The 16,301-nt window shown below is 71.7% G+C and carries 12 protein-coding genes; all 12 read left to right on the top strand.

The window, feature by feature from the left end:
* The first annotated feature begins 202 nt into the window (after nt 1-202).
* The 12 genes from OG884_RS09335 (at nt 203) to OG884_RS09280 (ending at nt 16,291) form a co-directional block, all read left to right on the top strand.
* Nucleotides 203-2,323, top strand: coding sequence for an amylo-alpha-1,6-glucosidase (locus OG884_RS09335; protein ID WP_326644131.1), 2,121 nt, complete (start codon nt 203-205; stop codon nt 2,321-2,323).
* Between the two features lie 32 nt (nt 2,324-2,355).
* The gene (locus OG884_RS09330; RefSeq protein ID WP_326644129.1) at nt 2,356-3,522 is read left to right on the top strand and encodes a glycosyltransferase family 4 protein; all 1,167 of its coding nucleotides are present in this window, start codon (nt 2,356-2,358) and stop codon (nt 3,520-3,522) included.
* 75 nt (nt 3,523-3,597) lie between these two features.
* Nucleotides 3,598-4,368: an enoyl-CoA hydratase/isomerase family protein gene (locus tag OG884_RS09325; protein ID WP_326644126.1), complete on the top strand. Its 771-nt coding sequence runs from the start codon at nt 3,598-3,600 to the stop codon at nt 4,366-4,368.
* Between the two features lie 77 nt (nt 4,369-4,445).
* A complete protein-coding gene (locus tag OG884_RS09320; RefSeq protein WP_326644124.1) occupies nt 4,446-4,838 on the top strand; it encodes a hypothetical protein in 393 nt (130 codons plus the stop codon).
* 2 nt (nt 4,839-4,840) lie between these two features.
* Entirely contained in the window at nt 4,841-6,058 is a 1,218-nt protein-coding gene (locus OG884_RS09315) for a DUF6395 domain-containing protein (RefSeq protein ID WP_326644120.1), read from the top strand.
* Complete coding sequence (locus OG884_RS09310) at nt 6,055-6,897, top strand: M55 family metallopeptidase (RefSeq protein ID WP_326644118.1); 843 nt, start codon at nt 6,055-6,057, stop codon at nt 6,895-6,897. Before OG884_RS09315 ends, OG884_RS09310 begins: the two co-directional genes overlap by 4 nt.
* A gap of 200 nt (nt 6,898-7,097) precedes the next feature.
* Complete coding sequence (locus tag OG884_RS09305) at nt 7,098-8,696, top strand: flavin monoamine oxidase family protein (RefSeq protein ID WP_326644116.1); 1,599 nt, start codon at nt 7,098-7,100, stop codon at nt 8,694-8,696.
* Between the two features lie 69 nt (nt 8,697-8,765).
* Nucleotides 8,766-9,287: a YbaK/EbsC family protein gene (locus OG884_RS09300; protein WP_326644115.1), complete on the top strand. Its 522-nt coding sequence runs from the start codon at nt 8,766-8,768 to the stop codon at nt 9,285-9,287.
* Nucleotides 9,288-9,418: 131 nt separating this feature from the next.
* Nucleotides 9,419-11,740 (top strand): serine/threonine protein kinase, encoded by a 2,322-nt coding sequence (locus OG884_RS09295; RefSeq protein WP_326644112.1) that lies wholly within the window; start codon nt 9,419-9,421, stop codon nt 11,738-11,740.
* Nucleotides 11,740-13,785 (top strand): serine/threonine-protein kinase, encoded by a 2,046-nt coding sequence (locus OG884_RS09290; RefSeq protein ID WP_326644111.1) that lies wholly within the window; start codon nt 11,740-11,742, stop codon nt 13,783-13,785. The genes OG884_RS09295 and OG884_RS09290 overlap by 1 nt, the downstream gene beginning before the upstream one ends.
* Before the next feature lie 63 nt (nt 13,786-13,848).
* Nucleotides 13,849-15,090, top strand: a complete 1,242-nt coding sequence (locus OG884_RS09285) for a serine/threonine-protein kinase (protein ID WP_326644108.1) — start codon at nt 13,849-13,851, stop codon at nt 15,088-15,090.
* Nucleotides 15,091-15,511: 421 nt separating this feature from the next.
* The gene (locus OG884_RS09280; protein ID WP_326644107.1) at nt 15,512-16,291 is read left to right on the top strand and encodes an electron transfer flavoprotein subunit beta/FixA family protein; all 780 of its coding nucleotides are present in this window, start codon (nt 15,512-15,514) and stop codon (nt 16,289-16,291) included.
* Nucleotides 16,292-16,301: the final 10 nt, after the last annotated feature.

The raw sequence follows: 16,301 nt of genomic DNA, 5'->3' as shown, positions 1-16,301 counted from the left end.
GGATGCGCGGCCCGCGGAGATCAGCACTGGGGGGACGTGCGGCCCGCGGAGATCAGCACCGCAGGCCGAAAATATCATCTCCAGGCGGACGAAAGCCCTTTTATCGGGCAAAACGTGACAATGGACGTCTTTTGTGTAGTTCTTTCTCCTTTGGTGCGGGAATGGCTAGATAGCCGATATATCGCACAAACTGGAGCGAGCATTGGACGCATGGACGTTCGAGGGCCAGCCGGGCCCGCTGGGCGACACCACGGTCACCCTGGTCGAGGGCGGTTCCTTCTGCGTGTGCGCGCGCAACGGCGACATCCGGCCCGGCGGGGCGCAGGGCGTCTACCACGCCGACACCCGGCTGCTGTCGCGCTGGGAGCTCAGGGTGGACGAGACGGCGGTGGAGCCCCTCAGGGTGCTGCCGGCCGAGCCGTACCACGCGACGTTCCTCGGCAGGACCGGCCCCCGTCCGGGGCGGGCCGAGAGCAGCCTGCTCGTGATCAGGGACCGCTACGTCGGCGGCGGCCTCCGTGAGGACGTGACCCTGCGCAACCTGGCCGACGAGCCCGCCGGATGCGTCGTCGACATCCACGTCGCCTCCGATGTGGCGGACCTGTTCGAGGTGAAGGCGGGCCGGGTCAGGCACGTGGCCGACGTGGAGATGACGGCCGACAGATCGGGGCTGCTGATCATCTCCACCTGCCGCTCGCGCGGCACCAGGGTGGTGGCCGAACCGGCGCCGTTCGCCGTGCCGGGCATGCTCATCTTCAGGGTCGTGGTGCCCACCCGGGGCGAGTGGACCGTCAGCCTGCAGGTCAACCCGATCCTGGAGGGTGAGGAGTCGCCGGCCTGGTTCTCCACGCGCTATCCCCTGGAGCACGCGGAGCCCGCCAGGCGCCGGGCCGACTGGGAGCGCCTCAGCCCGGTCGTCGTCACCTCCGACCGGCTCCTGTCAAAGGTGCTGGAACGCTCCAAGGAGGATCTCGGCGCGCTCCGGCTCTTCGAATCCGACAGGCCGGAGGAACCGCCGACCATCGCCGCGGGCGCGCCGTGGTTCATGACCCTGTTCGGCCGCGACTCGCTGCTGACCTCGTGGATGGCGCTCCAGATGGACCAGTGCCTGGCGCTGGGCACCCTGCGCCGTCTGGCCAGGCTCCAGGGCACCGTCACCGACCCGCTCACCGAGGAGGAGCCGGGCAAGATCCTGCACGAGCTTCGCTTCGGGACCCAGATCGGCGCCTCGCCGCAGGCCGGCCGCGCCTACTACGGCTCGGTGGACTCGACCCCGCTGTTCGTGATGGTCCTGGGCGAGCTACGCCGATGGGGCATGCACCGGGAGGCCGTCGAGGAACTCATGCCGCACGCCGATGCCGCCCTCGACTGGATCAACAGGTGCGCCGACCCGTTCCTGTCCTACCGGCGCAAGACCGACCACGGACTGATCAACCAGGGATGGAAGGACTCCTTTGACGGCATCAACTTCGCCGACGGCACCCTCGCCCGCCCGCCCATCGCCCTGGCGGAGGTCCAGGGCTACGTCTACGCCGCCTACATCGCCCGCGCCCACTTCGCCCACGAGGTCGGCGACACGGCCCTGGAGGAGCAGTGGACGGCCCGCGCGAGCCGGATCAGGGACGCCTTCAACGAGCGCTTCTGGCTGCCGGACCGGGGCTACTACGCCGTCGGTCTCGACGGCGCCGGACGCGCCATCGACAGTCTCGCCTCCAACATGGGGCACTGCCTGTGGGCCGGCATCGTCGACGAGGACCGGGCCGCCCAGGTCGCCGAGCGACTGCTCTCGCCGGAGATGTTCACCGGGTACGGGGTGCGGACCCTCGCCTCCACCATGGGCGCCTACAACCCGATGAGCTACCACAACGGCTCGGTCTGGCCGCACGACAACGCCCTGATCGCGGCCGGTCTGATGCGCTACGGCTTCACACGGGACGCGCAGCGGATCGCCTACGGCCTGCTGGACGCGGCCGAGGCCTTCGGCTGGCGGCTGCCCGAGCTGTTCTGCGGATTCGACCGGGCCGAGTTCACCTGGCCCGTGCCGTACCCCACCTCCTGCTCCCCGCAGGCGTGGGCCGCGGCGAGCCCCATCCAGCTGGTCAGGAGCCTGCTGCGCTTCGAGCCGTGGGTCCCCTACGGGCGGGTGTGGCTGGATCCGGTCGGGCTGGAGGGCCTGCGGATCCGAGGGCTGCCGCTCGCGGACTCCAGGGTCACCATCGAGGTCGGCGCGTCCGGCGCCACCATCAGCGGGCTGCCGGACGGGATCACCCTGATCAACGCGCCGCGCAGCCCGCTGACCGCCGCCCTGAGGCAGGTGCACTGACCGTTTCCTTCGTCTCTCCAGGTGAGGTCGCCATGGTTTCTTCCAGAGCTGTCCCGGAGTGGTCCGACGGCATGCGCATCCTGATGGTCGCGCCGCCCTGGTACGACGTACCGCCCCACGGCTACGGGGGCATCGAGTCGATGGTGGCGGGCCTCGTCGCCGGGCTGACCCGGCGCGGGCACGACGTCACGATGATCGGGGCGGGCACGGCGGGGACGCCGGCGCGCTTCCTGGCCACCTACGGGCGGGCGCCGTCCGAGCGGATCGGCGAGGCGCTGCCCGAGGTCCTGCACGCCGCCAGGGCGTACGCGATGAGCTCGAAGCTCGTCGTGGACGTGATCCACGACCACTCCCTGGCCGGTCCGCTGACCGCGCCCGCGCAGGCCGTGCCGACCGTGGTCACCTGCCACGGGGAGGTGGGGGGCGAGTTCGGCGAGTACTACCGGGTGCTCGGCGCGGGCATGTCCATGGTCGCCATCTCCGAGGCCCAGCGGCGCATCGCCCCCGACCTGAACTGGGCGGGGGTCGTCCACAACGCCGTCGACGTCATGGCCTTTCCCTTCAGGGAGCACAAGGAGAACTGGGCGCTCTGGCTGGGCAGGTTCAGCGAGGACAAGGGGGCCCACCTGGCCATCGACGCCGCCCGCGCGGCCGGGCGGCGCATCCTGCTGGCCGGCAAGCTCACCGAGAAGACCGAGCACGACTACTTCGACGCCCAGGTCAGGCCACGCCTGGGCCCCGACGCCGTATACGTCGGCGAGGCCGGCAACGCCAGCAAGCGCGAGCTGCTGGCCGCGGCCAGGTGCCTGCTCTTCCCGGTCGTCTGGGAGGAGCCGTTCGGGATGGTGATGATCGAGGCCATGGCCTGCGGTACGCCCGTGGTCGCCTTGGGCAGGGGCGCGGTGCCCGAGGTGGTCGTGGACGGGGTCACCGGATTCATCCGGAGCTCCCCCTCGGAGCTCTCCGCCGCCATCGAGGCGGCCGGCACGCTCGACCCGTACGCCTGTCGCTCCCGGGCGGAGCGCTTCTTCGGGGTGGAGACGATGGCCCGCGCGTACGAGGCGATCTACCGCAGGGTGATCGCCGGGCCGTCGAGGCGGGCAGGAGAGCGCGTCGCGGCGAGCGCGACGGCGAGCGCGACGGAGAGTGCGACGGCGAGCGCGGGGGAGGACAGGGACCTGGCCATGCCCGTCAACTGAGCGGCGCTCTATGTTGGATCACGGCGCGGCCGGCACCGGACCGGTCGCGTTGTGAATCTTGACGGAAGGACGTCCATGGGTGAGTTCGTGCGGGTGGAGAAGGCCGACGGGGTCGCGACGATCAGGCTCGACCGGCCGAAGATGAACGCGCTCAACCGGCAGGTCCAGTTGGAGATCGCCGAGTGCGCCCGGCAGGTGGACGCCGACGGGGACGTGAGCGCCGTGGTCGTCTACGGCGGACGGGTCTTCGCGGCCGGTGCCGACATCAAGGAGATGGCCGACATGTCGTACGCGGACATGGCGGTCCACTCGCGGACCCTGCAGGACTGCTTCACCGCCGTCGCGAGGGTCGGCAAGCCCGTCGTCGCGGCCGTGACCGGCTACGCGCTCGGCGGTGGCTGCGAGCTGGCCCTGTGCGCCGACATCAGGATCGCGGGGGAGTCGGCCAAACTGGGCCAGCCCGAGGTCCTGCTCGGCCTCATCCCCGGCGCGGGGGGCACCCAGCGGTTGCCCAGGCTCATCGGCCCGGCCAAGGCCAAGGACCTCATCTTCACCGGACGCCACGTGGCCGCCGACGAGGCGCTGGCCATCGGCCTGGTGGACCGGGTGGTCCCCGACGATGACGTGTACACCGAGGCCCTCGCGTACGCGGCCCAGTTCGCCGGAGGGCCGGCCCTGGCGCTGCGCGCCGCCAAGCAGGCGGTCGACCACGGCCTGGAGACCGATCTGGCCACCGGTCTGGAGATCGAACGCCTGCAGTTCTCCGGCATGTTCGCCACCGCCGACGCCGGGATCGGCATGCGCGCCTTCTCCGGGAGGTCGAAGGCCGAGTTCACCGGACGCTGAGGCATTCACCGGGCTTGCTGGGATCGGTCATGGGTGATTAAAAATTGCCGGTATCGTGCCGGATTATGGTGCGGTTGGTGAAGCGTGCGCTGGTGCCCGCCCCGCTGCGGCGGGCGGTCCTCGGCTGGTTCGACTCCCGGTACATCTCCAGGGCGGATTACCGGCAGGACGTCAAGGACGCGCTCTGGGAGGTCCAGACGCTGGCCAGGGAGGTCACCTCGCTGCGCGCGGAGGTCGTCGAGCTCCGTGCGCGGGTGGCCGGGGTCACCCTCGACCCCGTGCGGGCCGGGCGCTGGGACGACGCCCACCGGCTGGCCCAGGAGACCGCGGTCGCGCTGGACGGGGTCCTCCAGAACGAGGTGCTGCTCTGGCAGGCCGTGGACCGCGCCGCGGGAGAGAGCACGGGCCGGGCGGCACTCCCCGGGGTGTGCGGGAGCGTTCCGGACAGGGCAGCCGGGGGCACCGTGTGAGAGTGACCTGGAGTGCGGACGGCGGTACCTGGCATCTGGCGTTCCGGCTGGACCCCGAGGACGACGTCACCGGTCTCTGCGCCGACGGTCAGCCGTTGAAACTGGCCACGAACTCGTTCCGGGTCGAACTGCCGCGGGCCCCGCGCGACATCCACCCCGACCTGCTCGCCCTCGCCGCGTGGACCGTGGTCGCGCCGTGGACCCGGCGCCGCGTCACCTTCGACCGGCCGATCTCACCGGAGCTCGCGGGGGCGATCGGCGACGGCTGGGGGATCGAGGCCGGTCCCGAAGGCGGTCGGGCGCGGTCGGGTGACAGGCTGGCGATCTCCTACAGCGGCGGGGCGGACTCGGTCGCGGTGGCCGCGATGCTGCCCGACGCGCCCCTCGTGCACTTCCAGAGGGTCTCCCACCCGCGTGTGCCCAACCGGTGGACCCACTACCGTGCCGACGTGCTGGCCTCGCTGGCCGCCAAGACCGGGCGTGAGCTGACCGTCGTCCGCTCCGACCTGGAGTTCACGCTCGCCGAGCCGCGCCCCGGTTATCCCGAGCACCACGCGGTCGCCGCCGGCGCGCTGCTGCTGGCGGACGAGCTCGGCCTGGGGGGGCTGGCCTTCGGCTACGAGCTGGGCTCGCGCTGGCTGGGAGGCGACCGCTACCTGCTCCGCCACACACCCGACAACCCGATGTGGGCGCCGCACGGCGCCTGGGGCCGGGCGTTCGCCGCGGCCGGCCTGCACATCGTGCTCCCGGTGGGCGGGGTGAGCGAGGCCGTCACGATGCGGCTCGCCCTCGGCTCCGAGCTGCGCGGGCAGGTCCGCTGGTGCCTGCGCGGGGTGAGCGGCCCCTGCGGGACCTGCGGAAAGTGCCTGTACAAGGAGCTCATCCACGCCGCCGTCGAGCGCCGCCCGCTCCGCACCACGATCACCGCGGGCCGCCCGGTCGCCCGCAGATGGCAGCGGCCGCCACCGTACGGCGGCCAGGAGATGATCGAGTACGGCTGCGCCAGGGTGCCCGGCATCGAGGACACGGTCTTCGGCGCGGCGGCCGGATACCTGCGCGCGAGCGAGTCCTCCACCGCCTGGCTGGACCGCTGCTACCGGCCCGCGATCGCGGAGATTCCCGAACCGTGGCGTAAGCGGGTTCACGACTTCATGGATGGGGAGGTCGGTTTCATGAGCGAGGACGAGGCGCGGCGCGTCGAGACATGGGGGACGGCGTGAAGGTCTACCTCTCGGTCGACATGGAGGGTGTCACCGGTCTGACCGACCCCGAGGAGATGCGTGCCGGAGGGCGGGGCTACGAGCGCGGCTGTGAGCTGATGACCGGCGACGCCAACGCGGTCGTCGAGGGGGCGTTCGACGCGGGCGCCACCGCGGTGCGCGTCAACGACGCCCATGGCTCGACCAAGAACCTCAGGATCGACCTGCTCGACGAGCGGGCGACCCTGCTCAGGGGGCCCGGCAAGCCGATGCGGATGGGTCAGGGACTCGACGCGAGCTACCGGGCGGCCTGCTTCGTCGGCTACCACGCGCGGGCCGGCGTCCAGCACGGCGTCCTCAACCACACCTGGATGGGCAGGGAGATCCAGAACCTCTACCTCAACGACGAGATCTGCGGCGAGACCCGTCTCGTCGCCTCCTTCGCGGGGGCGCTCGGCGTGCCGGTGGCCCTGGTGACCGGGGACGAGGCGGTCTGCGAGGAGGCCAGGGAACTGCTCGGCGACGTGGAGACCGTCGCGGTCAAGAAGGGGATCGACAGGTTCGCCGCCGAGCTCCTGCCACCCGCCGTCGCCCACGCCCGCATCCGCGAGGCCGCCGCCCGCGCGCTCGACCGGGTGTCCGACTTCCGCCTCTGCGCCCCCGAGCCGCCGTTCACCCTCGGTGTCGAGTGGAACTCCACGGCCATCGCCGCCGGATGCGCGATCATCCCCGGTGTGAAGGCGGTGGGCCCCCGGCACACGGAGTTCACCACGGACGACTTCTCGCAGATCATGGCCCTGATGGGGATCTTCGCCATGATCGGCGGCCAGGTCGCCTGCGGCAGCGGCATCTACGGCTGATCCCCCCGATGTCTCCCGTGATGTCCCCTGTGATGTCTCCCCCGATGTCTCCCCCGATGTCTCCCGGTCTCCCCCCGATGTCCCCTGCGATGTCTCCCGGTCTCCCCCCACGATGTCCCCTGTGATGTCTCCCGGTCTCCCCCCACGATGTCCCCTTCGAACCGACCTCCGACGGTGCCCGATGCCCTTGACGGCCTTCGATGATTGACGAGACGGGGCCTGCCGCCCAGGCCACCCCTGCCAGGGGCGGAGGACTGACGCGCAGGGCGCTGCTGGTCGGGGTGGGCGCGGCAGGGGGGGCCGGGGCCATGTTCGCGGCCATGGGCGCGCTCGGCCTCGCCCCGGAGTCCCAGGAGAGGGACTTCACACCCCCGCAGCCCTCCGACTTCTCCCTCAGCGGCCGCGCGGCGGCCAAGGTGGTCGTCCTCGGCGCCGGCATCGCCGGGCTGACCTGCGCCTACGAGCTGGGCAAGGCCGGATACGACTGCACGCTCCTGGAGGCGTCCGACCGGGTGGGCGGCCGGACCCTCACGCTGCGCGCGGGCGACCGGCTGGACGAGCTGGGCGGCGAGACGCAGACGGCCACGTTCGAGGAGGGCACCTACTTCAACGCGGGGGCCGGGCGGATCGCGCCGTGGATGGTCACCATGGACTACTGCCGTGAGCTGGGCGTTCCCATCGAGACGTTCGTCAACAACAACGCCTCGGCGTACGTCTACACGCGGGGCATGACCGCCCCGGTCCGGGCGCGCACGGCCCGCGCGGACCTGTACGGCTACGTCGCGGAACTGCTGGCCAAGGCGAGCAGCACCGGTGCGCTGAACCGCAGGCTCACCGCCGACGACCGCGAGCGGCTGGCGGAGTTCCTGCGGCGCTTCGGCGACCTCGGCCCCGGCCTCGCCTACCGGGGGTCCGGGCGGCGGGGTTTCGAGACCTATCCGGGAGTGGACGAGGGCGTTCCCCTGGGCGCGGCGCCCTCGCTGCGGGACGTGCTCGCCGCGGGCACCGGCAGGGCCGTCACCATGGACTTCGGCTACGACCAGGCGATGCCCATGTTCCAGCCGGTGGGCGGCATGGACGCGATCGCCGCCGCGCTCGCCGACGCGGTCGGCCGCGACCGGATCAGGACGGGCACCCGGGTCACCGGGATCAGGAACCTGCCCGACGGGGTGGAGGTGACCCACCAGGGCGGTACGGTCCGCGCCGACTACTGCATCGCGTCCCTGCCGCCCCACCTGCTCGCGCGCCTGCCGCACAACCTCGGCACCCCGGTCACCGCCGCGCTCCGCACGCCGGTACCGGTCTCCGCGGGCAAGATCGGGCTGGAGTACGGCAGGCGCTGGTGGGAGATCGACGACCGCATCTACGGCGGCGTCACCGAGACCGACCTGGACATCACCCACATCTGGTACCCCTCCCACGGCTACCACTCCCGCAGCGGCCTGGTGGTCGGCTACTACAACACCGAGGAGAACGCCGACCGCTACGGCGAGCTCTCCCACCGCGACCGCCGAGGGCGCGCGCTCACCCAGGGCAAGAAGATCCACGGTGAGAAGTACCGTGCCGAGCTGCGCTCCAGCGTCTCGATCGCCTGGCGGCGCAGGCCGCACATCGAAGGCGGCTGGGTGAACTGGCCCTCCCACGAGGGGGCCTTCACCCTGCTGCGGCGCCCGGCGGGCCGGGTCTACTTCGCCGGCGACTGGCTCACCCACCTGATCGCCTGGCAGGCCGGTGCCATGGAGTCCGCGAGGAGGACGGTCACCGATCTCCACCGCCGGGTGCTGAGTGCGACCTCCTGACTTCTCCGTAGCGGCCGTAAGGTCTTCGGTGCGGGGAATCAGGAGAACTCTCAAGGAGATGGGGCAGCGATGGCGATCGGGACGTTGGACTGGGTGAGCGTGGCCGAGCGGTTGGAGCTGCTGGCCGAGCCGGTGGCACGGGCGGTAGGGGGGCTTGACGGGGTCGAGGTCGCCGAGATCGACCCGGAACTGGCCGACACGGCGGCCTTCTGCGAGCGCTACGGCGTGGACATGGGCGAGTCGGCCAACTGCGTGATCGTGGCGGCCAGGCGTGCGGGGGAGGTTCGCTACGCGGCGTGCATGGTGCTCGCCACCACGAGGGCCGACGTCAACGGCGTGATCCGGCGTCACCTGGACGCGCGGAAGATCTCGTTCGCGCCGATGGACGACGCGGTCACGCTGACCGGCATGGAGTACGGCGGGATCACCCCGCTCGGACTACCCGAGGAGTGGCCCGTGCTCGTCGACGAGGCGGTGGCGGCCCATCCGGAGGTCGTGATCGGCAGCGGGGTCCGCCGCTCCAAGCTGGCGGTGCCGGGCTCCCTGCTGGCCGGGTTGAAAACGGCGCAGGTTCTCCGCCTGGCGAATTGAAGCGAAAATGAGATTGAGTGGGAACGGGATTCGGGAAACCGTCGGGGTTCTGTGAACGTTATTCAGTCGGAAAATGTGGCCCGATGGTTCATCTCATGGGCGGGGTCTAAGCCGATATGGTGCTTCATGCCATGAATCAGGACGACCGATTGGGTCCTTACCGGTTGCTGCGGCGGCTCGGCGAGGGCGGTATGGGTGTGGTTCACCTCGCAGTCGACCCGCAGGGTCGGCAGGTGGCGGTGAAGGTTCTCCGCGCCGAGGTGGCGGGCGACGACGTAGCCCGTCGCCGTCTTTCGCGTGAGGTCGAGACGATGCGGCGGGTGCGCAGCGAGCACATCGCCGAGGTCCTCGACGCCGATGTGACCGGCCACCGCCCGTACATCGTGACGAGGTACGTCGCCGGCCGGCCGCTGGACGAGGTGATCAAGCAGGACGGCCCCATGGAGCTGCCCGCGCTGCTGCGGGTCGCGCACGGCGTGGCGTCGGCGCTGGCCGCCGTGCACTCGGTCGGGGTGATCCACCGCGATCTCAAGCCCGGCAACGTCCTCATCCTGGACGGCGAGCCGGTCCTCATCGACTTCGGTATCGCCCAGGCCGTCGACGCGACCAGGCTCACCCAGACCGGCATGTTCATCGGCACCCCCGGTTACCTCGCCCCCGAGATCATCGAGGGACACGAGGCGGGCCCCGAGGTCGACGTGCACGCCTGGGCGGGCACCCTGGTCTTCGCCGCCACCGGCCAGCCGCCCTTCGGCAAGGGCACGCTGGAGATGATCTTCTACAACATCACCGCGGGCAAGGCGAACGTCGAGGCCGTCCCGCGGGAGCTTCAGCCGGTGCTGCGGGCCGCGCTCCAGCGCGACCCGGCCAGGCGACCTCCGGCCGCCGACCTGGCGGCGCAGGTAGGGCGCCTGCTGCCGGACACCGGCCGGCCCCGGGTGCCGGACGAGATCACCACGGTCGCGGAGTTCGACGACCCCGCTCCGGGTTTCCGCGGCGACCCCGGCGACGTGCCGACCCCGGTGGCGTCCCGCCCGGCGGCCCCGTCGGTCTCCTGGCCCCCCGCCCCCGTGGCACAGCCCCGCGAGTACGTCTCGCTGCTCGGCGAGGAGCAGCCCGACCCGTGGCCCACCCGCCGGGTGACCCCCGAGGAGCTGCGCCAGGCCACGGCGGCCCAGCAGCCCGCGCACGACCTGCCCACCGGCATGCTCGCTCCGGAGGACGTGCCCACCCGCGCCCCCGGTGCGGTCCCCGGCTCCCCGCCCGTCTCGGGTTCCGCGCCCGTTCCCACCGTCCGTGACCAGCCAGGGGCGCGGGTCAACGACCAGGGCTTCACCGCGCCCGCCTCCGACGGGGACATCCCCACCCAGCGGGTCCGCCCTCAGGATCTGCAGGAGTACATCCGTCAGTACACCAACCAGCCGGGCCAGCCTGGTCATCAAAACCAGCCTGGTCACCAAAACCAGCCTGGTCACCAAAACCAGCCGGGCCGGCCGGGCCAGCCTGGTCAGCAGAGCCAGCCGGGCCGGCCTGGTCACCAAAACCAGCCTGGTCACCAAAACCAGCCGGGCCGGCCTGGTCACCAAAATCAGCCGGGCCAGTACGGTCAGCAGAACCAGCCGGGCCGGCACGGTTACCAGGGGCAGCAGGGCCGGGCGCCGCAGGCGGGCACCCCGCAGCCCTACCCGCAGCGGCAGGACCCGTTCGACCAGCAGCAGACCCCGCACGTCCGCCCCCCCGCACCCCCGCCCTACCACCCCTACCCGCACCCTCAGCAGGCCCAGCAGTACCCCCAGCAGGCCCAGCAACCCCCCTCGCCGCTCCACCCCGGGCAGCGGCCGGGACACGCATTGCAGCGCTCCAAGGCGTACGGGGTGGTCAGCGTGCTGATGCTGGTCATCATGACGATCGCGGCGGTCATCGCTCCGCTGATCGTCGCCGCGGTGGCCATCCCGGTGGCGATCCTGCTGCGCGCCGCCGACATCGCACAGCCCGCCCTCAACGCCCGCAGGACCGCCGGTGAGGCGGCCACCGACGTCCTCCGGGTGCTCGGCCGGCCTGCCGCGCTCCTGAAGTCGATCGGCATCACCGTCGCCCTGGTGCCGTACGCGCTGATCCTCGGCCTGCCGGTGACGCTCCTGCTCGCCGTGCTGGTCGGGAGCATGCCCGTCACCAACACGCTGAGCTGGGGCGCGGCCGTCGCGCTCTGGACCGTCTGCGCCGGCCCCGGCGTGGAAGGCCCCAGCCGCCAGATGCGACGTACGCTGGCATCATTGCTGCCATCACGCGGTGCGGCCATGATCGCCGCCGCGGCGCTGGGCGCGGTGGCGGCGCTGATGGTCTTCCTGGCGATCGGCACCGTGGGAGACAGGGCACGGCCGGCGGTGTGGACGCCGGTCGACGTCGGAACGGTGGTGGACGAACTGAGAGACCTACGAGAGAAGGCGGCGTGATGACGGGGGACACGCGGGCGCACGAGAGGCTGGGCCCGTACCGGCTGCTCAGGAAGATCGGCGAGGGCGGCATGGGCGTCGTCCACCTCGGGGTCGACGAGGACGGACGCGAGGTGGCCGTCAAGGTCCTGCATCCGCATGTGGCGGCCGACCTCAAGGCCCGCGACCGGCTCACCCGCGAGGTGGAGACCATGCGGCGGGTGCGCAGCCCGCATGTCGCCGAGGTGCTCGACGCCGAGTTGACCGCCAAGCAGCCCTACATCGTGACCCGGTTCGCGCCCGGGCGCACGCTGGAGGAGACCGTCCTGCAGGACGGCCCGCTCCCCGCCGACCAGGTCATCCGGCTGGCTCAGGGCATGTGCGCGGCACTGGTGGCCATCCACGCCGCCGACGTCATCCACCGCGACTTCAAGCCGTCCAACGTGATGATCGTCAATGGTGACCCGCTGGTCATCGACTTCGGTATCGCGCACCTGGTCAACGCGACCAGGCTGACCCAGACCGGCATGTTCGTCGGCACCCCCGGCTACCTCGCCCCGGAGATCATCCGCGATTCCGAGATCACCCAGGCGGCCGATGTGCACGCGCTGGCCTCGACGGTCTTCTTCGGTGCGACCGGCAAGCCGCCGTTCGGCACGGGTAGCTTCGAGGTCGTCTGCTTCAACATCATGGAGGGCCGGGCAAACGTCGACAAGGCCCCCGCGTGGCTGCGAGGCTGGCTCAAGCGCGCGCTGGCCATCGACCCCGTCGCCCGGCCGTCCGCGACGGAGCTGCACCGGATGGCCCGCGCCCTCGACCCGACGGTGGCGACCTTCCACGAGACGCCGCCCACCTCCGTCCTCGACGGCGGTACGAAGATCCTCAACACCGACGGCACCCGTGTCCTGGACGGCCAGAGCCCGCCGCCCCCGCCCCCGCCGAGCGGCACCCGTGTCCTGCCGCAGGACGACGGCTACTCCGACCTGCTCCCGCCGGTCGAGTACGCCAAGCCGGAGCGGCGCGCCCGCTCTCCGAGGCAGGAGCCGGAGCGGCGCGAGCGCAGGCCGAGGCAGGAGCCGGGCCAGGCGTCCGGCGCGGCGGCTCCGCCGCCGTACGTCCCGGCCCCCCAGCCGCCGCCCTATGTCCCCGCGTCGCCTCCGGCGCAGGCCAGGGGCGCGGCGCCGCCGCCCTACCCCGACCAGCGGGTGGCCGGATACCCGGCGCCGCCGCCGAGTGGCCAGGCGCGGCCCTACCCGCCGCCGGTCCAGGCACGGCCGCACACCCCGCCGCAGGAGCGGTCCGCGCCCAGGACCCCGCCGCCGGTCCAGGCACGGCCGCACACCCCGCCTCAGGAACGGTCCGCGCCCAGGACCCCGCCTCAGGAGCGCTACCGCGCCGGCCACCCGCTGGCCGCGCTGCTGCTGCTGACGATCCTCGTGGCGGTGGCCTGCGTGCTGCCGGTGGTGGTGAGCGTGTTCGCGCTGGCCGCGGCGCTCTGCCTGCGGGTGGGGGAGTACCTCTTCGGGGACCTGGTCCAGCGCCGCTCCATCAGGGGCAGCAGCGCCACCGATCCCCTGCTCGCGGTGCTCGGCACCCCATGGGCGCTGATCAGGGCCACGTTCGCGACGCTGGTCACCTCGCTGCTCTCCGCCATGTTCGGCATGTGCGTGTGGGGGCTCCTGGTCTACGCCGGCGACATGAACAAGAACCACGCGGCCGCCTACGCGGCCGGTGCCTTCGCGGCAGGGCTGTTCATCCTTCCCGGCGGCGGCAAACCGCGCAAGGCCGTCGCCCGCGCACTGAGCGGGGTCATCCGGAGCCCCGGCGCGGGCATGGTGACCACGATCATCCTGGGCACGCTGGCGTTCTTCGCGGTGATGGCCGCGTTGAGCGTGACCCCCTCCTTCTCCCCGTGGCAGCAGCCGACCGATGTCGTCAACGATCTCACGGCGCAGTGGCGGCAGTCGGCGAACGAGGGCGCGATGGGCGCGCTCGACATCGTCGGCGGCCTCTTCAGCGACCTGATGACAAGTCTCGGCCTCGGGTTCCTGACGTTCTGGAAGTGACGATCTCGCCGACGGAGGCGGGCCTGTGGAGAACAATGGAGAGGACCCACCGGGAGGAGTCGCATGGTCGCGCCGGACGGTGAACGTCTTGGCCCCTACCGCCTGCTGTCGAGACTGGGGGCCGGAGGTTTCGGCGAGGTCCACCTGGCGCTGGATCCCCAGGGGCGCACGGTGGCGGTCAAGATCCTGCATCCCCACGTCGCGGCCGACGCGACGGCACTGACCAGGCTGGCCCGCGAGGTGGAGACCATGCGGCTGGTCCAGGGCGCGCACGTCGCCGAGGTCCTGGACGCCTCCCTTGAGGGAGACCGCCCCTACCTGGTGACCCGCTACGTGCAGGGACGCCCGCTCGGTGAGGTGGTCGCCGCCGAGGGGCCGGTCACAGGCGACGATCTCCTGCGGCTGGCGCGCGGCCTGGCCGAGGCCGTGGCGGCCGTGCACGCGGTGGGGGTGGTGCACCGCGATCTCAAGCCCGCGAACGTGATCCTGGCCGAGGGCGAGCCGGTCGTCATCGACTTCGGCATCGCCTACGCGCTCGACTCGCCCTCGGTCACCGCCTCGGGGGCGGTGCTCGGCACGCCCGGCTACCTGGCGCCCGAGGTGCTTGAGGGCACCGGGTCCGGTGCCGAGGCCGACGTCTTCGCCTTTGGGGCGACGCTGGCGTACGCGTCCACCGCGCGGCACCCCTACGGCACGGGCCCGGCGTCGGCGATCGGCTACCGCGTCGTTCATCACCCTCCCGACCTCGAAGGTGTCCCCGGCCACCTGGAGCCGCTGCTGCGGGAGTGCCTGCTGCGCGACCCCGCCGCCCGGCCGGACGCGGGTGCGCTGCTGGCACGGCTGGGTGCGGACCCCGTCGTGGGGCCGCCGCGGCCCCGTGCCGTGCTGGAGAGCGGGATGCACGGCCTCACCACCCGGGAGTGGCGGCCAGGCGATCGCCGCCCCCGCCCGCAGAAGGGCAGGCTCACGCCGGAGGAGGCCCACGAGCGTCGCAGGATCGTGCTGCACCGCCGCTGGGTCGTCGGCACCGGCCTGCTCGTCTCGCTGACGGCCGCGACCGCCAGGGAACCGCTGCCCGAGGTGGCGCTGCTGTTGCTGACCGGGTACGGCTCGGCGATGCTCGTCGACGCGGGCATCGCGCTGTTCGCCCGCCGGGACCGCGGGCGCACGATCCTCGATCTGTCCGCGGGCGCCGGGGCCGTCGCGCTGGGGCTGGCCCTCAGCACGTTCTTCAGCACGATCACCCTGGCGCTCGCGCTGGGCACCGTCGTCTTCGTCCTGGTCGCGATCCTGGTGGCCGGCTGAGCGGGCAGGGGGCCGGCCGGTCCCCGGGACGCGTTTTCGGTCAGCCGTCACCGGGATACCCCCCACACGCCAGGCCGCAGGGATCCTGACGGGCCTCGGGACGTGTTTCCGGAGCGCGGGACCCGCACACAAGTACCGGAATATAGTTCGGTATGGTGGTGGGGGGATCCTCCGGGGAGACTCCGGACCGTCCGGTCGCGAGCCGTCCCGTCTGATGATTTGCCGCTAAGCTACTGATAAGTAACATAGTCTTGGGGTCGGGGTGGGCGTGTACCAACCCGGCTACCCGCTGCCACGTCGCTCTCGGGCACCTGGCAGTCTTGGCAAAGCGTGCACGTGCCACACATGTGCGCACCGAGTATCCGGCGCCAACCGCAGTGACGCGGTGGCGTAAGCGACCACGGGAGGTCGGCCACCAGCCATGAATATCGTCGTCTGCGTGAAGCAGGTCCCCGACACGGCGACCGAGCGCAAGCTGAAGTCCGATGACAAGACGCTCGATCGCGACGCCGCCGACGGCGTCATCAACGAGTTGTGCGAATACGCGGTCGAGGAGGCGCTGCGCCTGAAGGAGGCTCATGGCGGTGAGGTGACCGTTCTCACCATGGGTCCCGCCAAGGCGAGTGACACCATTCGCAAGGCCCTGGCCATGGGCGCGGACAAGGCTGTCCACCTGGTGGACGACGCACTGCACGGCTCGGACGCGCTGGGCACCTCCCACGCCCTGGCACAGACCCTCAAGAAGATCGGTTTCGATCTGGTCGTGCTCGGTTCGGAGTCGACGGACGCCCGCACCGGCGTCCTCGCCGCCATGCTGGCCGAGCGCCTCGGCGTGCCGCAGCTCACCTTCGCCAACCAGGTCCAGATCGACAAGGGCGCCATCTCCATTCAGCGCGTCACCGACTACGGGTACGACAGGGTCGAGGCCTCGCTGCCCGCCGTCGTCTCCGTGGTCGAGAAGATCAACGAGCCGCGTTACCCGTCTTTCAAGGGCATCATGGCCGCCAAGAAGAAGCCGGTCGAGAAGCTCGGCGTCGCCGACGCCGAGATCGACGCCTCCCAGGTGGGCCTGGCCAACTCCTGGAGCGAGGTCGTCGACTTCGCGGCCGCCCCGCCGCGCGCGGCGGGCACGGTGGTCAAGGACGAGGGTGACGGTGGCGTGAAGGCCGCCGACTTCCTCGCGTCGAAGAAGTTCGTCTGAGAGCGGGGGT

The organism is Streptosporangium sp. NBC_01755, from assembly GCF_035917995.1.
GTDB lineage: Bacteria > Actinomycetota > Actinomycetes > Streptosporangiales > Streptosporangiaceae > Streptosporangium.
This window is presented reverse-complemented; position numbering and strand designations above follow the sequence as displayed.